The sequence below is a fragment of the Pseudoduganella buxea genome (assembly GCF_009720835.1).
Lineage (GTDB): Bacteria > Pseudomonadota > Gammaproteobacteria > Burkholderiales > Burkholderiaceae_D > Rugamonas > Rugamonas buxea.
Genome location: NZ_WNKZ01000002.1, coordinates 24402 through 45848, shown reverse-complemented (window position 1 = coordinate 45848; position 21447 = coordinate 24402). Strand labels below are relative to the sequence as shown.

Annotated in this window: 22 protein-coding genes; 2 read left to right on the top strand and 20 right to left on the bottom strand. The window is 62.8% G+C overall.

All coding sequences use genetic code 11. The features are described 5' to 3' along the window. Window positions 1-96: 96 nt before the first annotated feature. Window positions 97-486: a VOC family protein gene (locus GM672_RS01135; RefSeq protein ID WP_155468694.1), complete on the bottom strand. Its 390-nt coding sequence runs from the start codon at window positions 484-486 to the stop codon at window positions 97-99. 468 nt (window positions 487-954) lie between these two features. Here GM672_RS01135 and GM672_RS01130 point away from each other — a divergent pair, with 468 nt between their 5' ends. Beyond that, entirely contained in the window at window positions 955-1515 is a 561-nt protein-coding gene (locus tag GM672_RS01130; RefSeq protein WP_155468693.1) for a hypothetical protein, read from the top strand. A gap of 67 nt (window positions 1516-1582) precedes the next feature. Here GM672_RS01130 and GM672_RS29515 read toward each other — a convergent pair whose 3' ends face one another. The 16 genes from GM672_RS29515 to GM672_RS01055 form a co-directional block, all read right to left on the bottom strand. Then, the gene (locus GM672_RS29515) at window positions 1583-1708 is read right to left on the bottom strand and encodes a hypothetical protein (RefSeq protein WP_260099009.1); all 126 of its coding nucleotides are present in this window, start codon (window positions 1706-1708) and stop codon (window positions 1583-1585) included. Window positions 1709-1771: 63 nt separating this feature from the next. Beyond that, the gene (locus GM672_RS01125) at window positions 1772-2716 is read right to left on the bottom strand and encodes a hypothetical protein (protein WP_155468692.1); all 945 of its coding nucleotides are present in this window, start codon (window positions 2714-2716) and stop codon (window positions 1772-1774) included. A gap of 74 nt (window positions 2717-2790) precedes the next feature. Further along, window positions 2791-3216: a F0F1 ATP synthase subunit epsilon gene (locus GM672_RS01120; RefSeq protein WP_155468691.1), complete on the bottom strand. Its 426-nt coding sequence runs from the start codon at window positions 3214-3216 to the stop codon at window positions 2791-2793. 48 nt (window positions 3217-3264) lie between these two features. Next, window positions 3265-4665, bottom strand: coding sequence for a F0F1 ATP synthase subunit beta (gene atpD / locus GM672_RS01115; protein ID WP_155468690.1), 1401 nt, complete (start codon window positions 4663-4665; stop codon window positions 3265-3267). Between the two features lie 32 nt (window positions 4666-4697). Beyond that, complete coding sequence (gene atpG, locus GM672_RS01110) at window positions 4698-5573, bottom strand: F0F1 ATP synthase subunit gamma (protein WP_155468689.1); 876 nt, start codon at window positions 5571-5573, stop codon at window positions 4698-4700. 61 nt (window positions 5574-5634) lie between these two features. Further along, window positions 5635-7176 (bottom strand): F0F1 ATP synthase subunit alpha, encoded by a 1542-nt coding sequence (atpA, locus tag GM672_RS01105; RefSeq protein ID WP_155468688.1) that lies wholly within the window; start codon window positions 7174-7176, stop codon window positions 5635-5637. 76 nt (window positions 7177-7252) lie between these two features. Further along, entirely contained in the window at window positions 7253-7786 is a 534-nt protein-coding gene (locus GM672_RS01100) for a F0F1 ATP synthase subunit delta (protein ID WP_155468687.1), read from the bottom strand. Window positions 7787-7788: 2 nt separating this feature from the next. Then, a complete protein-coding gene (locus tag GM672_RS01095) occupies window positions 7789-8259 on the bottom strand; it encodes a F0F1 ATP synthase subunit B (protein ID WP_155468686.1) in 471 nt (156 codons plus the stop codon). A gap of 37 nt (window positions 8260-8296) precedes the next feature. After that, entirely contained in the window at window positions 8297-8578 is a 282-nt protein-coding gene (atpE, locus tag GM672_RS01090; protein WP_155468685.1) for a F0F1 ATP synthase subunit C, read from the bottom strand. A gap of 63 nt (window positions 8579-8641) precedes the next feature. Next, the gene (gene atpB / locus GM672_RS01085; RefSeq protein ID WP_155468684.1) at window positions 8642-9439 is read right to left on the bottom strand and encodes a F0F1 ATP synthase subunit A; all 798 of its coding nucleotides are present in this window, start codon (window positions 9437-9439) and stop codon (window positions 8642-8644) included. Window positions 9440-9506: 67 nt separating this feature from the next. Then, window positions 9507-9875: an ATP synthase subunit I gene (locus GM672_RS01080; protein ID WP_170299883.1), complete on the bottom strand. Its 369-nt coding sequence runs from the start codon at window positions 9873-9875 to the stop codon at window positions 9507-9509. A 396-nt stretch (window positions 9876-10271) separates the two neighbouring features. Further along, the gene (locus tag GM672_RS01075; protein ID WP_155468683.1) at window positions 10272-11156 is read right to left on the bottom strand and encodes a ParB/RepB/Spo0J family partition protein; all 885 of its coding nucleotides are present in this window, start codon (window positions 11154-11156) and stop codon (window positions 10272-10274) included. A gap of 173 nt (window positions 11157-11329) precedes the next feature. Continuing rightward, window positions 11330-12100, bottom strand: a complete 771-nt coding sequence (locus tag GM672_RS01070; RefSeq protein ID WP_155468682.1) for a ParA family protein — start codon at window positions 12098-12100, stop codon at window positions 11330-11332. A 106-nt stretch (window positions 12101-12206) separates the two neighbouring features. Further along, window positions 12207-12860, bottom strand: a complete 654-nt coding sequence (rsmG, locus tag GM672_RS01065; protein WP_155468681.1) for a 16S rRNA (guanine(527)-N(7))-methyltransferase RsmG — start codon at window positions 12858-12860, stop codon at window positions 12207-12209. After that, complete coding sequence (mnmG, locus tag GM672_RS01060) at window positions 12860-14788, bottom strand: tRNA uridine-5-carboxymethylaminomethyl(34) synthesis enzyme MnmG (RefSeq protein ID WP_155468680.1); 1929 nt, start codon at window positions 14786-14788, stop codon at window positions 12860-12862. Before mnmG ends, rsmG begins: the two co-directional genes overlap by 1 nt. A 206-nt stretch (window positions 14789-14994) precedes the next feature. After that, window positions 14995-15759 carry a TSUP family transporter gene (locus tag GM672_RS01055; RefSeq protein WP_155468679.1) on the bottom strand — a complete coding sequence of 255 codons (765 nt, stop codon included), beginning with the start codon at window positions 15757-15759 and terminating at the stop codon, window positions 14995-14997. 102 nt (window positions 15760-15861) lie between these two features. Here GM672_RS01055 and GM672_RS01050 point away from each other — a divergent pair, with 102 nt between their 5' ends. After that, window positions 15862-17019, top strand: coding sequence for an iron-containing alcohol dehydrogenase (locus tag GM672_RS01050; protein ID WP_155468678.1), 1158 nt, complete (start codon window positions 15862-15864; stop codon window positions 17017-17019). 33 nt (window positions 17020-17052) lie between these two features. Here the strand turns inward: GM672_RS01050 and GM672_RS01045 are convergent, their stop codons facing one another. From GM672_RS01045 to GM672_RS01035, 3 genes are all read right to left on the bottom strand, one after another. Next, window positions 17053-19116 carry a 3-hydroxybutyrate oligomer hydrolase family protein gene (locus GM672_RS01045; RefSeq protein ID WP_155468677.1) on the bottom strand — a complete coding sequence of 688 codons (2064 nt, stop codon included), beginning with the start codon at window positions 19114-19116 and terminating at the stop codon, window positions 17053-17055. Window positions 19117-19195: 79 nt separating this feature from the next. Next, the gene (locus tag GM672_RS01040; RefSeq protein WP_155468676.1) at window positions 19196-20170 is read right to left on the bottom strand and encodes a branched-chain amino acid ABC transporter permease; all 975 of its coding nucleotides are present in this window, start codon (window positions 20168-20170) and stop codon (window positions 19196-19198) included. Between the two features lie 10 nt (window positions 20171-20180). Beyond that, on the bottom strand, window positions 20181-21065 hold the full coding sequence (locus GM672_RS01035) for a branched-chain amino acid ABC transporter permease (protein WP_155468675.1): 885 nt from the start codon (window positions 21063-21065) through the stop codon (window positions 20181-20183). Window positions 21066-21447 lie beyond the last annotated feature (382 nt).

The following is a 21447-nucleotide window of genomic DNA, read 5'->3' as shown; positions in this document are numbered from 1 at the left end:
CAACCGGCCGATCGCGCCATGCCCTGGCGCGATCGTGCCGCTATATGGCACACAAAGAGCGTAAAGAAGCGCCTTACGGCGCTAGCAGGCACTTACTTAATCTTCGCGCAATGTGGCTTCGATATTATTGCCATCGAAATCGAGGAAATATGCGCTGTAGAAATTGGCATAGCTGACGCGAATGCCGGGCGGGCCGTGGTCTTCCGCTCCGGCCTCCATCGCGGCGCGATAAAACGCGTCGACGGCAGCGCGGTCCGGTGCGCAGAATGCCAGGTGCAAGGGCGCAGCGCCGGGCTGCTTTTCCGCGCTCCAGTAGGTGGGCACTTCGGAACCCAGCCATAAAAACGGGAATCCATTTTCGGGCGCGTAAATGGCCCAGTCCATATCCGTTTCGGTGCGGCGAATGCCCAGCGGCGCCAGGCAGGCATCGTACAACGCCTTGCTGCGCACGAAATCGGAAACCACAATACCCAGATGGTGAATCATGTGCACTCCTCGATTGTGGAGCTGACAGACTATCACCATCGACCGGGTACCGGCGCACGAGCGCCGTCAGAATGGACGAATATAACCCAGGGTAATGGCGCCGAAACGGCGACGTTCGTATTGAACGCCGGGGCGTCGTATCGCGCTCGGGCCTGGGCAAGTTCAACCAGGTATATTGCAGCGCTATCCGGCTGTCGTCGGCCAGGCGATATGCCAGCGCTGCACGCAATTGCCAGGAAAAACCGCTGTTGGAGGCAGGGTCAAAGCAGGCGCAGGTCGTACCGGGATTAATTGCGGCAAGCAACCCGCCCTACCGAATATGCGGCAATAGGGCAAGGCAGGACAAAGCCGCGCTCAGGCCGCTGCTGGCGTTACAGCGACGGCGCGCAACGGCTGGACAATGCCACTGTTGCAAGGCCGGGGTGTCAGGTAAACTGCCGGTTCCCCATCTTCCGAAACGACTTCACCATGCGCCGCTTCGCGCCCCTGACCGCCCTGCTCCCGCCCCTGCTGCTTGCTGCCTGCGGCAACGGCTACGAACCCGTCCAGCTGTACATGGCGAAGACGCCGGAGTGCCGCGACGCCGTCGAGACGTCCCGTTTCGACCTGCCCGACGGCATTACCATCACGGCCACCAGCCCTGTCACGTTGCCCGACGGCGGCGCCGAATTCGGTTTCGTCTATTTGCTGCCGCGCGGCACCAAGGCGCAGTTTGCCACGTTGACGTATCCCGTCACGCAACCGAAGGGCCCGCGCATCGCCCGCGCCGAAGTGGTGACGTTTTATTCGCGCGGCACCAACAGCCGGCCGGAGATCGTCGATTCCATCGAGGGGGTGCCGAAATTGCTGGTGGCGGTGGCCAATTCGGACGAAACCCAGTGGCGTGCCCGGCTTCGGGTGGCGTCGAAGCTGCCGCAGCGCTTCGACCTGACGCCGCCGGCCCTGGTCATCGACGGCGACCGCTACCCGGTGCGCACGTTTACCTATCGCTACTTCCCGGAGCGCAAGGCGTTCGGGCTGTGCCAATAGGACCCTGCGCAAGGTAGACAATGAAAAACGGGCTGCCGCGGCAGCCCGTTTGCCTGTGCGGCGTCGTTCAGCAGCAACCCAGCATGCGCAGGCAGCATTCGACGCTCAGGCAGCAATCCGTTGCGGCCAGCGCGGCAGCGGAGGCGGACAGCAGGCCGAGCGCCAGGGCAATCTTGATGGTTTTCGATGTCATGGGGTCCTCGGGGTGACTTGCAGGTAGAAAGATTCTACGCCGATCCGGCCTCGGGCGATACCGTCAGCGGGCTGCCCGCAGCTTGCGCACCGTCGCCGTCACCAGCGCGCGCACGGGTGCGCAGCCCAGCTTGGCAAGCTGGTGGAGATCCTGCGTCTTGGCCGCCTCCTGCGCCACCAGGTAGCCCAGGTAATAGCCGCGCCGTTGCGGCAGAGTCCGGTCGCGGCTGCTCATGCTGAACAGGCTGGCGCTCACCTGTGGATCGGTGCTGTCCAGCACCTGTTCCAGCTGGGCCCAGGCAGCGGGCAGCACGGCCCGGGTTTTTACGGCGGCCCCGCTGGGAAAGTCCAGCAGCAGGTCCTTCTCCGATGCGTCCGGATGCATCTGCTGCGACGCGTATGTGGCGAGGCCTTCCGTCCACAGGTTCTTCCACACGACGTCGCCGGCACAGTCGCGCAGCGCCGGCTCATGGTAGGTGTGGAACAGTTCATGATGGAAGAACGGCGCGTCGTCGCCCGTGGCGTGGTAACGAGCCAGGCCGTCGGCACCGAAGACGAGGTAGTTGCGGCCGGACAGCTCGCGCGTGCCGCCGTCCATCTCGCCCAGCGAGTGCACCAGCCAGATTTCGTGTTCGTTGCGGTAGTCCGGGAAGCGGACCTGGAATTGCGTCACGTAGTCCGACAGCTGCTTACCGAAACCGCGCGCCTTGCGCAGGTAGACCTCGCGCATGGCGGGGTACTTGACGATGGCCGCGCCAGTGCGCTCGTCCTGGTCGGCATGGGAAAACTCGATCCGTTCGTCGCCGTAAAACTGGGGAAAGCGCGCGCCCACGCTGCGGCGAAATTCCTCGATGCGGGCCGGCAGCGGCAGGAATTCGGTACGCTGGTAGAACTCGTCGAAGGCCAGGCTCAGGTCCTGCACCTTCGGGGCGCCCGCAGGGGCGGCAGCCTGCGCGGCGCCAGAGGACACGGCCAGCGCGGCAAGGAAGGACAGCAGGAACGGACGCATCTTCTTTCCTTATTGATAACAGTCAAATGCGAAAAAAGGCAGCCGAAGCTGCCTTTCCAGGGGGTGCTGCCAGATCAGTGCTTGGCCTGGCGCAGCTTGGCGATCGCTGCCAGCTGGCCGATGGCCGCTGCCAGTTCCGCCTGGGCTTTCGCGTAGTCGATACCGGTCTTGTTGTTCGCCAGGTTTTCTTCCGCCAGTTTCTTGGCAGATTGGGCCTTGGCTTCGTCCAGGTCGTGACCACGGATCGCGGTGTCGGCCAGTACCGTCACGGCGTTCGGCTGCACTTCCAGCAGGCCACCGGCGACGAAGACGAACTCTTCTTCCGATTTGCCGGCAACCTGGATGCGGACCGCGCCTGGACGGATACGGGTGATCAGCGGCGTGTGCTTCGGATAAATCCCCAGCTCGCCCTGCTCGCCCGGCAACGCGACGAACGTGGCTTCGCCGGAGAAGATCAGCTCTTCTGCCGAGACCACGTCGACGTGAATAGTATTTGCCATTTTCAATCCTAAGGTTGAACGGCCCCGGCACTGCCGGGGCCATTTCGATTAGCCCAGCTTCTTGGCTTTTTCGATGGCTTCTTCGATCGTGCCGACCATGTAGAACGCCTGCTCCGGCAGGTGATCCAGTTCGCCCGACGCGATCATCTTGAAGCCCTTGATCGTGTCTTTCAGCGAAACGTATTTACCTGGCGAACCGGTGAACACTTCAGCGACGTGGAACGGCTGCGACAGGAAACGCTGCATCTTACGGGCGCGAGCCACCAGCAGCTTGTCTTCCGGTGCCAGTTCGTCCATGCCCAGAATGGCGATAATGTCGCGCAGTTCCTTGTAGCGCTGCAGCGTGCCCTGGACGGCGCGGGCCGTGTCGTAGTGCTCTTGACCGACGACCAGCGGGTCCAGCTGGCGCGAGGTCGAGTCCAGTGGATCGACGGCCGGGTAGATACCCAGCGAGGCGATGTCACGCGACAGAACGACGGTGGAGTCCAGGTGACCGAAGGTCGTCGCTGGCGACGGGTCGGTCAAGTCATCCGCAGGGACGTAGACGGCCTGGATCGACGTGATCGAACCGGTTTTCGTCGACGTGATGCGTTCCTGCAGGCGGCCCATTTCTTCGGCCAAGGTCGGCTGGTAGCCCACGGCGGAAGGCATACGGCCCAGCAGTGCGGACACTTCGGTACCGGCCAGGGTGAAGCGGTAGATGTTGTCCACGAAGAACAGAACGTCCTTGCCTTCGTCACGGAACGATTCGGCGATCGTCAGGCCCGTCAGCGCGACGCGCAGACGGTTGCCCGGCGGCTCGTTCATCTGGCCGTAGACCATGGCAACCTTGGAGTTGCCCAGGTTTTCCAGGTCGACGACCTTGGCATCGGCCATCTCGTGGTAGAAGTCGTTACCTTCACGGGTACGCTCACCCACGCCGGCGAACACGGACAGACCCGAGTGCGCCTTGGCGATGTTGTTGATCAGTTCCATCATGTTCACGGTCTTGCCGACGCCGGCGCCACCGAACAGACCGACCTTACCACCCTTGGCGAACGGGCAGACCAGGTCGATAACCTTGATGCCCGTTTCCAGCAGGTCCTGCGACGGCGACAGCTCGTCGTAGGCCGGGGCCAGGCGGTGGATCGATGCGGTCTGCTCTTGCGAGACAGGGCCACGTTCGTCGATCGGGTTGCCCAGCACGTCCATGATGCGACCCAGCGTACCTTTACCGACCGGTACCATGATCGGCTTGCCCGTGTTCTGGATGGTCATGCCGCGACGCAGGCCGTCGGAAGAACCCAGAGCAATGGTACGGACAACGCCGTCACCCAGCTGCTGTTGAACTTCCAGGGTCAGCTCGGAGCCTTCCATTTTCAGCGCGTCAAAAACCTTAGGCATCGCGTTGCGCGGGAACTCAACGTCCACCACAGCGCCGATACACTGAACGATTTTGCCATCAGCCATGTTCGTTCCTTCAAATATAGTTAAATTCGTTTTTAAACCGCGGCCGCACCGGACACGATTTCAGAGAGTTCTTTGGTAATTGCTGCCTGGCGGGTCTTGTTGTAGACCAGTTTCAGCTCGCCGATGACGCTGCCGGCGTTGTCGCTGGCGGCCTTCATTGCGACCATGCGCGCCGATTGCTCGGACGCCAGGTTTTCCGCCACGGACTGGTACACCAGGGCTTCCACGTAACGTTCCAGCAGTTCGTCGATGACGGTCGCTGCATCCGGTTCGTAGATGTAATCCCACTGGTGGCCGCTCTTGTCGGCGGCACGCTTGTCCGCCGTCAACGGCAGCAGCTGCTCGACCATCGGTTCCTGCTTCATCGTGTTGATGAACTTCGTGTAGCAGATATAAACCGCGTCGAGCTTACCTTCCTGGAACTTCTCCAGCATGACTTTGACCGGGCCGATCAGCTTGTCCAGGTGCGGCGTATCGCCGATCTGGGTTGCCTGTGCCACCACGGGCACGCCGACACGGTTCAGGAAGCCCAAACCCTTGTTACCGATTGCCACGGCTTCGATGCGATTGCCGGCAGCTTCCAGTTCACGGGTCTTGTTCGTCACCATGCGCAGCACGTTGGTGTTCAGGCCACCGCACAGACCCTTGTCGGTCGTGACGATGATGAACCCCACCGCTTTTGCCTGCGTGCCCTGGTCTTCGGCCAGGAACGGGTGCGTGTATTCCGGATTGGCGCTTGCCAGGTTGGTCGCGATATTACGAATCTTGTCCGCGTAGGGACGGGCGGCGCGCATGCGATCCTGCGCCTTGCGCATTTTCGATGCGGCGACCATTTCCATCGCCTTGGTGATCTTCTTCGTATTTTCTACGCTCTTGATCTTGCCACGTATCTCTTTGCCTACTGCCATGAGTCCTTACTCCTTTGCGCTTGGTGGCGGCTGCCGGTACACCGGGCAGCCGCCGTGCTGCTTAGAATGCGCCGGATTTCTTGAAATCAGCAATGGCGGCCGTCAGTGCTGCTTCGGCGTCCTTGTCCAGTTGCTTGGTTTCTTCGATCTTGGCCAGCAGAGCAGCTTGCTTGGTCTTCAGGTATGCGTGCAGGCCGGCTTCGAACGGCAGCACGGACTTGACTGGGATGTCGTCCATGAAGCCCTTGTTGACGGCGAACAGCGATGCACCCATCAGCGAGATCGACAGCGGCGAGTACTGCGCCTGCTTCAGCAGTTCCGTCACGCGGGCACCGCGGTCCAGCTGCTTGCGGGTCGATTCGTCCAGGTCGGAAGCGAACTGCGCGAACGCAGCCAGTTCACGGTACTGGGCCAGGTCGGTACGGATACCGCCGGACAGGTTTTTGATGACCTTGGTCTGGGCAGCACCACCGACGCGCGACACGGAAATACCGGCGTTAATGGCGGGACGAATACCGGCATTGAACAGCGAGGTTTCCAGGAAGATCTGGCCGTCGGTAATCGAGATGACGTTGGTCGGCACGAAGGCCGAGACGTCGCCTGCCTGCGTTTCGATGATCGGCAGTGCCGTCAGCGAACCGGTCTTGCCGGTGACGGCGCCGTTGGTGAAGGCGGACACGTAGTCGGCGTTCACGCGGGCTGCGCGTTCCAGCAGGCGGCTGTGCAGGTAGAACACGTCGCCTGGATACGCTTCGCGGCCTGGTGGGCGGCGCAGCAGCAGGGAGATCTGACGGTAGGCAACAGCTTGCTTGGACAGATCGTCGTACACGATCAGGGCGTCTTCGCCGCGGTCGCGGAAGTATTCGCCCATCGTGCAGCCGGAGTAGGCCGAGATGTACTGCATGGCGGCCGATTCCGAAGCGGAGGCGGCAACCACGATGGTGTATTCCATCGCGCCGTGCTGTTCCAGCGAACGCACGATGTTCTTGATGGTCGATGCCTTCTGGCCGATGGCGACGTAGATACACGTCATGCCCTGGCCCTTCTGGTTGATGATGGCGTCGACTGCGACAGCCGATTTACCGGTCTGGCGGTCACCAATGATCAGCTCGCGCTGGCCACGGCCGATCGGCACCATCGCGTCGATCGACTTCAGGCCCGTCTGCATTGGCTGCGACACGGACTCACGGGCGATGACGCCCGGTGCGATCTTCTCGATTGGCGACGTCATCTTGGCATCGACGGGACCCTTGCCGTCGATCGGCTGGCCCAGCGCATTGACCACACGGCCGCGCAGTTCCGGACCGACCGGCACTTCCAGGATGCGGCCGGTGCACTTGACCGTGTCGCCTTCGGAGATGTGCTCGTAGGCACCCAGGATGACGGAACCGACGGAGTCGCGCTCCAGGTTCATGGCCAGGCCGAAGGTGTTGCCGGGGAATTCCAGCATCTCGCCTTGCATCACATCGGACAGACCGTGGATGCGGCAGATACCGTCGGCAACCGAGATAACGGTGCCTTGATTGCGCACTTCAGCGCCGCTGTCAATGCCTTGGATCCGGCTCTTGATCAGCTCGCTGATTTCAGATGGGTTGAGTTGCATACTAACTCCTAATTGTTTTCTCTCAGCTTGCGCGAGGGTATAAGGGTCTGCCGCAGCGATAGACGATGGAGTGCGCTTACGACGTCAGCGCAACACGCATCTGTTGCAGCCGGGCGCGTACCGAAGTGTCCAGCACTTCGTCGCCGACCACCACGCGAACGCCACCGATCAGCGATGGATCGATCGTGACGCTTGGGTTGAGCTTGCGGCCGAATTTCTTTTCCAGCGTCGCGACCAGGCCTGCCGTCTGGGCAGCGTCCAGCTCGAATGCACTGGTGATATCGGCATCCGCCGCGCCTTCCACGCTGTTTTTCAGCTCGTGGAATTGCACGCCGATTTCCGGCAGCAGCTCGATGCGGCCGTTTTCGACCAGCATCGAGAGGAAGTTGTTCGCTTCCGCGTTGAGCGGCGATTTCAGCAAGGCGGCAATGGCGGCAGCCACATCGCTGTCCGACACTTTAGGGTTGCGGGCATATGCCAGCACCTCGGGATGAGCGCCGATCTGGGCCAGTTCGGACACCAGATCGGACCACTGCGCGAGGTTGCCAGCCTGGGCTACGCGGAAGAGGGCTTCCGCGTAAGGACGGGCGACGGTTGCGAGTTCGGCCATGATTACAGCTCGGTCGCAAGGCGGTTCAGCAGGTCGGCGTGGGCCGACGCGTTGACTTCGCGCTTCAGGATTTGCTCGGCGCCCTTGACGGCCAGGTCGGCGACCTGGGCACGCAGTTGCTCGCGGGCCTGGGTGACTTGCTGGTCGGCTTCAGCCTTGGCGGTCGCGATGATGCGGTCCGCTTCGGCCTTGGCGTTGGCCTTGATTTCTTCAGCGATCAGCTGAGCACGCTTTTCAGCGTCCGCGACGCGCTGGGCAGCTTCGTCACGGGCGGACGTCAGGGCTTCGGCAGCGCGCTTTTCAGCGGCCGCCATCGAAGCCTGACCCTGGTCGGCCGCAGCCAGACCATCCGCAATACGCTTGGCACGCTCATCCAGCGCGTTGTTCAGCGCCGGGAAGACGAATTTCATCGAGAACCAGACGAGCACCGCGAAGGTGATCATCTGACCGATGAGAGACGCATTGATGTTCATACCTTGCTCCTAAAAAGTTTCCCCGGTTGGAGCGTTATTACTGAGCTACGGCGGTCGTCAGGGCGGTCAGGAATGGGTTGTTGAACGTGAACAGCAGAGCAACACCGACGCCGATCATCGAGATAGCATCCAGCAGACCAGCGATAACGAACAGTTTGGTTTGCAGTTGTGGCATCAGTTCAGGCTGGCGTGCCGAAGCTTCCAGGAACTTGCCGCCCAGAATAGCGAAGCCGAGTGCGGTACCGATGGCGCCCAGGCCGATGATGATAGCGACTGCCAGAACGGTCATGCTTTGTACTTGTGCGATCAGAGCTTGCATTGAGATTTCTCCTAAGATTTAAAAAAAACTACAGATACCGAAAAATGAAAACTATCTACGAAATTAGTGCTTCTCAACCGCAAGGCTAAGGTACACGACCGTCAGGGCCATAAAGACGAAGGCCTGCAGCGTCACAATCAGGATGTGGAAGATTGCCCATGGACCACCCAGCAGCCACTGTGCCCACCATGGCAGCAGCGCGATCAGGATGAAAATCAGTTCGCCGGCATACATGTTGCCGAACAGTCGCAGCGACAGCGAGATTGGCTTGGCCAGCAGTTCCAGCATCTGGAACAGGAAGTTCACCGGTGCCAGCACGATGGCCATCACGCCGTGTGCATGGAACGGCGTGGTCAGCAGTTCTTTGCCCCAGCCGCCGACGCCCTTGGCCTTGATCGAGAAGCCGATAATGCACAGCAGCACGCCGATGGACATGCCGAAGGTGTGGTTGACGTCGGCGGTCGGGACGACGCGCAGCTTGTAGACGCCGAAGAACTCCAGCGCTTTCGGCAGCAGGTCGACCGGCAGGAAGTCCATTGCGTTCATCAGCCAGACCCATACGAAGATCGTGATGGCCAGCGGGGCGATGACGTTGCTCTTGGCGTGGAAGGCGCTGTTGACGGTGTCGTTGACCAGTTCCATGATCCATTCGACGAAGTTCTGCAGCTTGCCCGGCACGCCCGACGTGGCGCGCTTGGACGCCATGTAGAACACGCCCAGGAAGACAAAGCCCAGCACGGCCGAGACCCAGAACGTGTCCAGGTTGAAGGTGCCGTCATGGTTCTGCAGGTGCGAAAGGTGGTGCTGGATGTACTCGGTGGCGTTTGCCGGGGCTGCGTGGCCCCCGTGTTCAGTGGTCATAATAAGTTGATATTGAATTTAGAATTGTTGTCCGAACCCGTCGTTGACGAAGGGTCTAAACCGGCGATTAAACTGCGAGCAGTGAGAACCAGTACGCCAAGGTCGCCACTGCAAAACCCAAGATCAGCCATAACCAGGAGGCCGACGGAAACAGCACCAGCGCGACAATGAACAGCGCTGCTGTAATGAAAACTTTCACCATCTCGGCGCGAAAATGCCGCCGCATGGCCGCTTTGGCGTCGTTCTCGCCGCCTGCCACGATCAGCGCGTACACCCCGCTGCCGATCACTGCAACCGCACCGCCCATGGCGGCAGACCAGCCTTTCTCCACGCCGGCGAAAAACGCGACGAGAGCGGAGAAAAGGACGGCGATTGTGAATTGCAGGGCAACGATTCGGTACACCGGCCGGGCGATACTTTGTGCAGAATCACTCACTTACCGACCTTCGCAACGTTGCTTATAGACCCAAAGACACGGGATTATAGGGCGCTTACGTGAGCGGCGTCAAACATGCTGCACCGCATCAGAGCAAAGGGGGCAACATTGCAACAGTTGCAGAAACCCTATGCACCAACTCGGTGCGGTCCTGGCCTGCATAATCGCCTTAACGGAGGCTTAAGTACCGTTTTCGCTCGGAAAACTCCGCAAGCCTACCGGAATCGCCGGGGACTGTCCCCGAATTTTCCGGGTCCACGCAGAAAATTCAGGGACCGCCCCGGCCTTTTCCGGGTCTTGTCAGCCGTTTCAGGCGCCCCGACAGGATATCGGGACAGGTGCGGCACGGACAATGGCAGAACTTCACGGCAACTGGCCTGTTTTTAGAGTAAACCCTCAGCCGCGCAAGCGGGCCAATACGCCGTCCAGGATGTCCAGGTCGGCGAAGTCGATGATCATCTGGCCCCGGCCCTTGGCGCCGATCTTGAACACGACGGGCGTGGCCAGCCGGTCCGACAGTTCTTCCTCCAGGCGCTGGATGTCACCCGACTTCTCGCGCACCTTCGCTTCCGGCCTGATGCTTTGTTCCTCCGCCGTGCGGGTGACGAGCTTTTCCGTCTCGCGCACGGACAGACGTTTCGCTATGACAACATTGGCCAAGGTAATCTGCGTGGCCGCATCGACGGCCAGCAAGGCGCGGGCGTGGCCCATGTCGATATCGCCGGCCATCAGCATCGTCTGCACGGGCGCGGCCAGGTTCATCAACCGCAGCAGGTTCGACACGGCGCTGCGCGAGCGGCCCACGGCATGGGCGGCCTGCTCGTGCGTGAAGCTGAAGTCCGTGATCAGGCGGTGGATACCCTGTGCCTCTTCCAGGGGATTGAGGTCCTCGCGCTGGATGTTCTCGATCAGCGCCATCGCGGCGGCGGCCGTGTCGTCGACATCGCGCACCAGCACCGGCACGTTGTCCAGCCCGGCAATCTGCGCGGCCCGGAAGCGCCGTTCGCCGGCAATGATCTCGTACGTCGTCGCGCCATTGCTGCCCGTGCCGACGGGCCGCACGAGGATGGGTTGCATGATGCCCTGCGTCTTGATCGACGCGGCCAGCTCGTTCAGGCTGCCTTCGTCCATGCGCGTGCGGGGCTGGTATTTGCCGGGCTGCAGCTGACTCAGCGGCAGTTCCGACGGCGTACCCTGTTCAGCGGCCGGCGCGACATCATCGCCGCCACCGAGCAGCGCATCGAGTCCCCGGCCGAGGCCTTTCAGTTTTTTGGTTGCCATAATATAAAAGTTACGTTTGAGAACAAATTCAATGCGATGCCGGCGACGAGTCGGTGTCGGACACCAATCGCTGAAACACCTATCTCCGGTGATTCGCGAAACTGGCCGGGTCGCCGCGGCGGCCACACACCCGTTTTGGAGCAGCACCGGTCTTCGGGCAATGCCGTCTGCTGTTACATCGTCTTGATGCGCCGAACCATTTCCGCGCCGAAGGCGATATAGGCCTGGGCGCCCTTCGAGCTGGGGTCGAACGTGACGCCGGGGATGCCGTAGGACGGCGCTTCGGCCAGGCGCACGTTGCGCGGGATGATGGTGTCGAACACCTTGTCGCCGAAATGCTGCTCCAGCTGGGCCGAGACCTGCTGCGACAGGGTCATGCGCGGATCGAACATCACGCGCAACAGGCCGATGATCTTCAGGTCCGGGTTCAGGTTGGCATGCACCTTCTTGATCGTGTTGACCAGGTCCGACAGGCCTTCGAGCGCATAGTACTCGCACTGCATCGGGATGATGACGCCATGGGCGGCGCACAGGCCGTTCAGGGTCAGCATCGACAGTGCCGGCGGGCAGTCGATCAGGATGAAGTCGTAGTCGGCATCGACCAGGGCCAGCGCATCCTTCAGTCGCGTTTCGCGCCGTTCCAGTTCCACCATCTCCACTTCGGCGCCGGCCAGCTCCCGGTTCGACGGCAGAACGTCGAAGCGCCCTGCTTCCGAGCGCAGCCGGGCCGTCGCGACATCCGAGGTACCCAGCATGACCTCATAGGTGGATGCCTCCAGTCCGGCCTTGTTGATGCCGGCCCCCATCGTTGCATTGCCCTGCGGGTCCAGGTCGACCAGCAGCACACGCTGGTTCAGCTTGGCCAGGCCGGCCGACAGGTTGACCGTCGTGGTGGTCTTGCCGACGCCGCCTTTTTGGTTTGCTACGCAGAAGATTTTTGCCATGTATGTTCTTTTTGGACTAAACAGTTTATTTGATTTATATCATTTATACAGTTTATTTGATTTATACCGTATAAACTATTTATACTGTTTATTTGGTTTATATCGTTTATACCGTTTCTGCACGTTGCACGAAAACCAGGTGCCGCTCCGCTTCCAGCCCCGGTACCCGCAAAGGCTGTAAATCCTGCACTTTCCAGTCGCCCGGCAGTCGCTCGCGTTCGTCCTGCGGCGCCGTGCCCTTCAAGGCGATAAAGCGCCCGTCTTCGGCCAGCAGGTGTTGCGACCACTCGATGAAGTCGGACAGGTCGGCAAAGGCGCGCGACGTGATGACGTCGAACGGCTGCTTCACCTGCAGGTCCTGCACTTTTTTCGTGTAGACCGTCACATTGGCCAGCCCCAGCTCCACCTTCACCTGGGTCAGGAAAGCGGTTTTCTTGTGCACCGTGTCGATCATCGACACTTTCATGTCGGGCCGGGCAATGGCCAGCACGATGCCGGGCAGGCCGCCGCCGGCGCCCACGTCCAGCACATTGGTGGCGCCGACAAACGCCGGTACGGCGGCCAGCGAATCGAGCAGGTGCAGGGTAATCATCTGCATCGGGTCGCGCACGGACGTCAGGTTGTACACATTGTTCCACTTGTGCAGCAGTGCCAGGTAGTCCAGCAACTGGTCTTGCTGGGCCTGGGTCAGCTGCAACTGCAGCGCGTCGGCGCCCTGCTGCAATACTTGCCCCAGTGCGATGCGTTCGAACAGGGCCATCAGGCAGCCTCGTCTTTCAGGGTGACGAAGCCGCCGAAGCCGGCCTTCTTCAGGTGCACCAGCAGCAGCGAAATGGCCGCCGGCGTCACGCCGGAGATGCGCGAGGCCTGGCCCAGGGTTTCCGGCTGGTGCTTCGCCAGCTTCTGGCGCACTTCCACCGACAGGGCGGCGATCTCCAGGTAATTGAAGCCTTCCGGCAGCTTCAGGTTTTCGTAGTGCTCATGGCGCTCCACTTCCTTCAGCTGGCGCTCGATATAGCCGGAATACTTCAGCTGGATTTCCACCTGTTCCTGCACGGCCGGGTCCGTCACGCCGGGACCGCCCAGGTCCTGCCCTTCGATGCCCGTCAAGGTGACCAGCTTGTCGTAGTCGACACCGGGACGGCGCAGCAGGTCCGCCAGCGAATACTCGCGCTCGATGGCCTGGCCGATGACGCGCTCGGACTCGGCGGCGGCCAGGATGCGGGGATTGACCCATGTGGCCTTCAGGCGTTCCAGTTCGCGGGCCACGGCTTCGCGCTTGCGGTCGAATGCTTCCCACTGGGCGTCGCCAACGACGCCGAGCTTGCGGCCGATTTCCGTCAGGCGCATGTCGGCATTGTCCTCGCGCAGCGACAGGCGGTATTCGGCCCGGCTGGTAAACATGCGGTACGGCTCCTGCACGCCCTGCGTCACCAGATCGTCCACCAGCACGCCCAGGTAGGCCTCGGAACGGCCCGGCGTCCACGCCTCCTTGTCCTGGGTTTGCAGCGCCGCATTGATACCGGCCAGCATGCCCTGGGCAGCCGCTTCCTCGTAGCCCGTCGTGCCGTTGATCTGGCCGGCGAAGTACAGGCCGGCGATGGCCTTGGTTTCCAGTGACGCCTTCAGGCCGCGCGGATCGAAGTAATCGTATTCGATGGCGTAGCCGGGGCGCAGGATGTGGGCGTTTTCCATGCCCTTCATCGAGCGCACCAGGGCGATCTGCACGTCGAACGGCAGGCTGGTCGAGATGCCGTTCGGGTAGAACTCGTGCGTCGTCAGGCCTTCCGGCTCCAGGAAGATCTGGTGCGACTCCTTGCTGGCGAAGCGGTGGATCTTGTCTTCGATGGAGGGGCAGTAACGGGGGCCGACACCCTCGATGACGCCCGTGTACATGGGGCTGCGATCCAGCCCGCCGCGAATGATGTCGTGGGTCTGCTGGTTCGTGTGCGTGACCCAGCATGGCAGCTGCTTCGGGTGCATGGCGGTCGTGCCCATGACGGAAAACACGGGCACGGGATCGAGGTCGCCGGGCTGTTCCGTCATCTGCGAAAAGTCGATGCTGCGTCCGTCGATGCGGGGTGGCGTACCCGTTTTCAGGCGGCCTTGCGGCAGCTTCAGTTCCTTCAATCGTGTCGACAGCGACAGGGCCGGTGGATCGCCGGCGCGGCCAGCCGAGTAGTTCTGCAGGCCGACGTGGATCTTACCGTCGAGGAAAGTGCCAGCCGTCAGCACGACGGCGTGGGCCAGGAACTTCAGGCCGATCTGCGTGACGGCGCCGACCACGCGGTCGCCCTCCACCATCAGGTCATCCACGGCTTGCTGGAACAGCCACAGGTTCGGCTGGTTTTCCAGGCGCGACCGAATGGCCTGCTTGTACAGGATACGGTCGGCCTGGGCGCGGGTGGCGCGCACAGCCGGGCCCTTGGAGGAATTCAGGATACGGAACTGGATGCCGGCTTCGTCGGTGGCAATCGCCATGGCGCCGCCCATCGCGTCCACTTCCTTGACGAGGTGGCCTTTGCCGATGCCGCCAATCGAAGGGTTGCAGGACATCTGGCCCAGGGTTTCGATGTTATGCGTCAGCAGGAGAGTCTTCTGGCCCATGCGGGCCGACGCCAGTGCGGCTTCGGTGCCGGCATGGCCGCCGCCAACGACGATGACGTCGAATTCAGTAGGAAATAACATGGTGTGGGAACGTTCGAAGGGATTGAACCAAGATTATAGAGTTTTTTGACGGCTGCGAATTTTTTAGGCAGAAAAATTCCGTCGAGTCCGTCGGGATTGTTTCACGTGGAACGTCATCATGCGCTGCGGTTTGGTTTCACGTGGAACAAAAAAATCCCGGCGCAGGGCCGGGAACTCAGAACGTCTTCGTTGTTCCACGTGGAACATCACCACCGCTGCCAGGCGTCCCAGCTCGTCTTGACGATCAGGATCGACACGACAACGAGAAACACGCGCCGGACGAAACCACTGCCATGCTGCATCGCCAGCTTCGTGCCGATCAGCGACCCAGCCACCTGGCACACGGCCATCATCAGCCCCAGCTGCCACAGCAGATGACCGCTGTAGCCGAACCACAACAGCGCCGACAGGTTGCAGGCGACATTGACAACCTTCGCTACGGCCGACGCGCCCAGGAAGTCGAAGCCGAAACAACGCACGAACAAAAACACGAGGAAGCTGCCCGTACCTGGGCCGAAGAAGCCATCGTAGAAACCGATGGCTGCACCGATCAGCACGGCGAACGCCTGTTCGCGCCGGCCCGTGTGCAGCGGCGCATGCACACTGCCCAGGTCCTTGCGGCGGAACGTATAGATGGCCACGGCAATGAGGACGATGGGCAGCAAGGTACGCATGAAGTCGGCCGGAATGCGCGTGACGGTAAAGGCGCCGAAGAAGGCAAACGTGAAGGCGGCCACGGCTGCCGGTGCGGCCGTGGACCAGGCGATCGACACACGCTTGGCATAATTGACGGCGGCCGCGGCCGTGCCGAAGATGCCGGCCAGCTTGCTCGTGCCCAGCAAGGTGGCCGGCGCCGTGTTGCCGAACACGGAGAACAGCACGGGAATCTGGATCAGGCCCCCTCCCCCTACGACGGCATCCACCAGGCCGGCCGCAAAAGCCGCCACTCCCAACATCGCGTAATCGAGCATCGATCCTCCTATGACAAGCTCATCATTGTACGGACAATGGGAAGAAGAAGCGGAAGGCCCATTCTGGTAAGCTGGACATTCATCTTCCGCCAAGGAGACTGCATGAACGACTTCGTCTTCAGCACGGTCAGCCAGATCGTGTCCGCCCTCGGTGCCGCCGGCCAGCTGGGCCAGCACCTGCGCCCGCGCTTCCCCGATGCCCGCCGTGCCTTGCTCGTCACCGACCCCGGCTTTCTCGCCACGGGCCTGACGACAGCGCCCATTGCCAGCCTGGAAGCGGCCGGTTTTCACGTGACTACCTATTCCGACGTCATCGCCGATCCGCCCGAGAACGTCGTGCTGGCGGCGGCCGACATGGCACGCGCCCAGGGCACGGACATCGTCGTCGGCCTCGGTGGCGGCAGTTCGATGGACGTCGCCAAGCTGATTGCCGTGCTGGCGGGGGGCACCCAGCCGCTGGCCGACATGTACGGTATCGGTAATGTACGGGGAAGCCGGCTGCCGCTGGTGCAGGTGCCGACGACAGCGGGCACCGGTTCCGAAGTCACCAATATCGCCATCGTCACGACGGGCGCAACGACAAAAATGGGCGTGGTGGCGCCACAGCTGTACGCGGACATGGCCGTCCTGGATGCGACCTTGACGGTGGGCCTGCCGCCCCACGTGTCCGCCGCGACCGGCATCGACGCGATGGTGCACGCGATCGAAGCCTATACAAGCCGCCACAAGAAAAACCCCCTGTCCGACAGTCTGGCGCGGCAAGCTTTGAAATTACTGTCAGTCAATCTTCCCATCGTCTGCGCGGACGGGGGCAATCTGCCGGCGCGCCAGGCCATGCTGCTGGGCGCCCTGCTGGCCGGCCAGGCGTTTTCCGATGCACCCGTCGCCGCCGTCCACGCATTGGCTTACCCCATCGGCGGCGTGTTCCACGTGCCACATGGGCTGTCGAACGCCCTCGTGTTGCCGCATGTGCTGCGCTTCAATGCGCCGGCGGCGATGCATCTGTATGCGGAACTGGCAGGGATTGTCGCGCCCGGCAGCACGGGCAGCGAAGGGGCCCGGGCCAACGCCCTGGTGGTGGCAATGGAGGCATTGGCGCACCGCACGGGCATCGCACGAACATTACGGGAAGTGGGCATTGTGGAGAGCGACCTGGACCGCCTGGCCGACGAGGCCATGTTGCAGACCAGGCTGCTGGGGAACAACCCGCGCGACGTAACGCGGGCCGATGCGCGGGCCATCTACGCGGCCGCGCTGTAGACAAAAGGAAAGGGCGCCGTAGCGCCCTGCCCGTTACTCCGGTACCGTCACCGTCGTGCCGCTGACGGTGATGGCGTTGCTGCCCGGCGCCGCCGAAATGAGCGGCACGTTCTGCACCGTGATGGCCACGCTGGCGTCGCCCCGCGTCTGCGTGCGCACTAGCTGCGAAGGCGGCAACGCGGTCGCGCTGTTCTTCAAATTGGCATACACGGCATCGAGCGCGCGGAACAGGTAGATGTGCAGCGGCACGACCAGCGTCGGCAGTGCGTTCGCAAACGAGTCGAAGTGATTGGCATTGGTTACTTCGATATAGCGCAGCTTGCTGTTGGCGCCCTCCACCGACGCGTTCAAGCCGACATACGCGCGCGACGCATGGTTGACGGGAATCAAGGCGTCGGACCGGCCGGACACGATCACGGCCGGCTTGCCGCGCAGGTTGCCCGTGGCCAGCACTTCCGCCATGCCGGCGCGCACGCGGGCACTTTGCGTGGCCAGGTCGCCGGACAGTGCGCCGCCCGTGACGGCATCGACGCCCGTCGCCAGCGAACGCAGGCACAGGAAACCGTCCAGCGCCTGGTCGTTGATGCCCGTCGACGGCGACACGCCGAGGCTGTAGGCCTTGGCACCGCCGACGGAATCCTCGTAGATCGGCGTGCCGACAATGCCGTTCTGGGTGGCGAAGCTGGCCGCCTTCTGCGCCGCCGTGAAGGCCAGCGGATCGCCGGTGGTGGCGTCGGTGGGGCCCCAGTTGAAGCCGCATACCTTGTCCGTCACGGAGAACTTGCCGTAGGCATTCACGTACGTGACGGCCACCAGCACGTTCGTCAGCGCGTGGGCCGCCTGCAGCGGCTCCGCATCCGCCGTCCAGCCATACGCCTTCAGGCGGGCCTTGGCGTTGTTCTGACGTGCCACCAGATCCGTGCCGGACAGCAGGCCCTTCTGCACCAGCGACGCGCACCGTCCGGCGCTGCCGGCGATGCACGGCTGGTACAGCGCCGCATAGCTGGAATAGTCCAGCAGCGCCTTGCCCTGCGCCGGCACGTCGACCGCGCCCTGGCGGATGGTGTAGCCGGTGGCCTTGTTCGGCTGGATCTGCGGCTCCGTGGCGGCCACGGCGTCGATCAGGCCACGGGTATCCTGCTCGGCCGCCAGCAGGGCCGAGCCGGCACCATTCGAGATACTGGAGGCGATCGTCAGGGTATTGGCCGGGGTCAGGCGCACGGTGCGGGCGCTGCCGTCGCCCGTCTGCACACCGTAGCGTTCGTTCAGCACGTAGAAGGCGAATTCCACTGCCTGCAACGTGACCTTGCCCCAGTCCTTTTCCGGATTCTGCTGCGAGTGGGCGTGCTTGAACGCGACCCGTCCGGGGTATTGCTGGGCGAACGCCGTCCGCTGCGCATCCGTCAATTCGGGGGCAAACTGGGCATTGCGTGCGGCCGCCGTCCGCGTCGCCCGGACGCCGTTCTGGCCGTTGACGCTGTCGTCGTCGAAGGTGTACAGGCCCGTGCCGCTGCCCTTGTCCGCGTACGCGACGGCGCAATTGTTCTTCAGGCCCCACTCGCCGGCACTGCCGATGGCGCCATAAATACCCCGCGAACCGCTGGACGTGCCTGTGACGATACACGGATTGGCCGGATCGAAGCTGGCGGGCACCTGCACCATCAACGTGACATTCTGACGGCCATTGCCGTCGTCCGCGTATGCCAGGTATTCCGTGCCCGCCACCATGCCGGTGCCGTTCGTGGGGGCGCCGGCCGCGTTGACGTTCGGTCCGTACAGGGTGCCGTAGCCGCTGTTGGCAGCGATATCGAGCACGGCGCGGTAGTTGGCGTAAATGGCGTTGCGGCGCAGCTCACGGGCGGTGGGATTGGCCGGGTCGTTGTAGGCCGGCGTCGCGGCGGCCGCCAGGCCCGTCACGCCCAGGCCCGCCGTCAGCAAATCATCGGTCGTGCCGTCGTAGGTGGTGCTGGTGACGGTGCCCAGGTAAGCGGGCTTCTGGTTGACGGCAGCCGGGCTGTCGTCGCGGTCATGGTCGCCGCAGGCGGCCAAGGTCATGGCCACGGCCAATGCCATGGCGGTCCTGGTAGGTGTATTCATGTCATCCTCATTTTTTATTGGGGGAGCTTGCCCGATGCAAGCCCGTGAAAAAAAACGCCGGCGGTGCCGGCGTCATTTGTCAGGCCGGCTTGCGCCTGCCGAAGCGGTCCACGATCTCGCCGACGATGCCCTTGCGGAACAACAGCACGCAGGCCACGAAGATCAGCCCCGTCACCATGCTCACGGCCTCGCCCAGGGTGTTGAACCATTCGATGCCCGTGCCGCCGGCCAGCATCGTACCGAAGTCGCCCAGCTTGTTCTCCAGCGCGATGATGACGACGGCGCCCAGCAGCGGGCCGGCCAGGGTGCCCATGCCCCCCACCAGGGTCATCAGGATGACGAGGCCGGACATGGTCCAGTGCAGGTCCGTCAGGGTTTCGAAACCCAGCACGACCGTTTTGAGGGCACCGGCCAGGCCGGCCAGCGCGGCCGACAGCACGAAGGCGACCAGCTTGTAGCGGTCGACGTCGTAGCCCAGCGAAATGGCGCGGGGCTCGTTTTCCTTGATGGCCTTTAATACCTGGCCGAACGGCGAGTGCACCGTGCGCACGATCAGCGCGAAGGCGGCCACGGCGATGGCGAGCACGACGAAGTACAGGGTCAGGTCGTTGCCCAGGTCGATCACGCCCAGCAGCTTGCCGCGCGGGACGCCCTGCAGGCCGTCCTCGCCGCCCGTGAAGTCCGTGAAGCGCAGCCCGCCGAAATACACCATCTGGGCCAGGGCCAGGGTAATCATCGAGAAGTAGATGCCGGCCCGGCGAATGGCCAATGCGCCCATCACGAGGCCGACGACGGCCGCTCCCGCCACGCCGGCCAGGATCGCCAGCTCGACCGGCAAGCCCCAGTTCTTCAGCGCATTGCCCGCCACATAGCCGGAGGCGCCGAAGAAGGCCGCATGGCCGAAGGACAGCAGGCCCGTGTAGCCGATCAGCAGGTTGAACGCGCAGGCGAACAGGGCGAAGCACAGCAGCTTCATCAGGAAGACGGGGTAGCCGACGAAGGGGGCGGCCAGGGCCACCGCCAGCGCCAGTGCATAACCGATTTGTTTGTTCATGGGTAACCTCTTATTTTTCCTTGCCGAACAGGCCGGCGGGACGCAGCAGCAGCACGATGACCATCACGAGGAACACCACCGTCGACGAGAACTCGGGATAGAACACCCGGGTCAGGCCTTCGATGACGCCCAGCGCCAGCCCGGTCACGATGGAGCCGAGGATCGAGCCCATGCCGCCGATCACGACGACGGCGAACACGACGATGATCAGGTTCGAACCCATCAGGGGCGACACCTGGATGATGGGCGCCGCCAGCACGCCGGCAAAGCCGGCCAGCGCCACGCCAAAGCCATAGGTCAAGGTGACCATCAGCGGCACGTTGACGCCGAAGGCTTCCACCAGTTTCGGGTTTTCCGTGCCGGCGCGCAGATAGGCGCCCAGCTTGGTTTTCTCGATGACGAACCACGTGCTCAGGCACACCAGCAGCGACGCGGCCACCACCCACAGGCGGTAGTTCGGCAGCATCATGAAGCCCAGGTCGGTGGCGCCCGTCAGCAGCTCGGGCGTCTCGAACGGCTGGCCGGAGACGCCGTAGAACGAGCGGAACACGCCTTCCACCAGCAAGGTGATGCCAAAGGTCAGCAGCAGGCCGTACAGGTGATCCAGCTTGTACAACCAGCGCAGCATGGTTTTCTCGATCAAGATGCCCAAGGCACCGACGACGATGGGCGCCAGCAGCAACATCGCCCAGTACGACAGGCCCAGGTAGGTCATGCCCATCCACGCCACGAAGGCGCCCATCATGTACATGGCGCCGTGCGAGAAATTAATGACGTTGAGCAGGCCGAAAATAACCGCCAGCCCGAGCGACAGCATGGCGTAGAAGGAGCCGTTGACGAGACCCAGCGCCAGCTGGCTCATCACCATGGGCAGGGGATAACCGAATATTTCCATAGCTGCGATTTTTCGAGAAAGACAGTAAGTGAACGCCCAGGCACGGGCGCGGCTTCGGACAGAACGCCGCGCGAACGCGACGTGGACAGCAGACCAACAGCAAACCAAGCCAAAGCGGACGGCGGACATCGCCTGCCGCACACGCGGCGCACACCTTGCGGCCAATCGCCGGACCCGGGCCGCACGTCCGTGGACCGGCAATCGCGTCCAGGCCCTGCAACGGCGCTGTCCGCGCCCGACATCGTCCAGCCACGCATCGAACGTCCACCGCACACGGGGGGCACACGAATGGACAAGCACTACGCGGGGGCAAACGCCGGACACCCCCGGACCGACGCGCGGGGAACGTCCTGTGGACGTCCGCCCCGCCCGCTGCCCGGTA

Coding starts and splice junctions, on each gene's coding strand:
- GM672_RS01045 (WP_155468677.1), bottom strand. CDS start 19,116: ATGAATACACCTACCAGGACCGCCATGGCATTGGCCGTGGCCATGACC.
- GM672_RS01075 (WP_155468683.1), bottom strand. CDS start 11,156: ATGGCAACCAAAAAACTGAAAGGCCTCGGCCGGGGACTCGATGCGCTG.
- GM672_RS01125 (WP_155468692.1), bottom strand. CDS start 2,716: ATGCGTCCGTTCCTGCTGTCCTTCCTTGCCGCGCTGGCCGTGTCCTCT.
- GM672_RS01120 (WP_155468691.1), bottom strand. CDS start 3,216: ATGGCAAATACTATTCACGTCGACGTGGTCTCGGCAGAAGAGCTGATC.
- GM672_RS01095 (WP_155468686.1), bottom strand. CDS start 8,259: ATGAACATCAATGCGTCTCTCATCGGTCAGATGATCACCTTCGCGGTG.
- atpA (WP_155468688.1), bottom strand. CDS start 7,176: ATGCAACTCAACCCATCTGAAATCAGCGAGCTGATCAAGAGCCGGATC.
- GM672_RS01130 (WP_155468693.1), top strand. CDS start 955: ATGCGCCGCTTCGCGCCCCTGACCGCCCTGCTCCCGCCCCTGCTGCTT.
- atpB (WP_155468684.1), bottom strand. CDS start 9,439: ATGACCACTGAACACGGGGGCCACGCAGCCCCGGCAAACGCCACCGAG.
- mnmG (WP_155468680.1), bottom strand. CDS start 14,788: ATGTTATTTCCTACTGAATTCGACGTCATCGTCGTTGGCGGCGGCCAT.
- rsmG (WP_155468681.1), bottom strand. CDS start 12,860: ATGGCCCTGTTCGAACGCATCGCACTGGGGCAAGTATTGCAGCAGGGC.
- GM672_RS01135 (WP_155468694.1), bottom strand. CDS start 486: ATGATTCACCATCTGGGTATTGTGGTTTCCGATTTCGTGCGCAGCAAG.
- atpE (WP_155468685.1), bottom strand. CDS start 8,578: ATGCAAGCTCTGATCGCACAAGTACAAAGCATGACCGTTCTGGCAGTC.
- GM672_RS01040 (WP_155468676.1), bottom strand. CDS start 20,170: ATGAACAAACAAATCGGTTATGCACTGGCGCTGGCGGTGGCCCTGGCC.
- GM672_RS01050 (WP_155468678.1), top strand. CDS start 15,862: ATGAACGACTTCGTCTTCAGCACGGTCAGCCAGATCGTGTCCGCCCTC.
- GM672_RS01035 (WP_155468675.1), bottom strand. CDS start 21,065: ATGGAAATATTCGGTTATCCCCTGCCCATGGTGATGAGCCAGCTGGCG.
- GM672_RS29515 (WP_260099009.1), bottom strand. CDS start 1,708: ATGACATCGAAAACCATCAAGATTGCCCTGGCGCTCGGCCTGCTGTCC.
- GM672_RS01055 (WP_155468679.1), bottom strand. CDS start 15,759: ATGCTCGATTACGCGATGTTGGGAGTGGCGGCTTTTGCGGCCGGCCTG.
- atpG (WP_155468689.1), bottom strand. CDS start 5,573: ATGGCAGTAGGCAAAGAGATACGTGGCAAGATCAAGAGCGTAGAAAAT.
- GM672_RS01070 (WP_155468682.1), bottom strand. CDS start 12,100: ATGGCAAAAATCTTCTGCGTAGCAAACCAAAAAGGCGGCGTCGGCAAG.
- GM672_RS01100 (WP_155468687.1), bottom strand. CDS start 7,786: ATGGCCGAACTCGCAACCGTCGCCCGTCCTTACGCGGAAGCCCTCTTC.
- atpD (WP_155468690.1), bottom strand. CDS start 4,665: ATGGCTGATGGCAAAATCGTTCAGTGTATCGGCGCTGTGGTGGACGTT.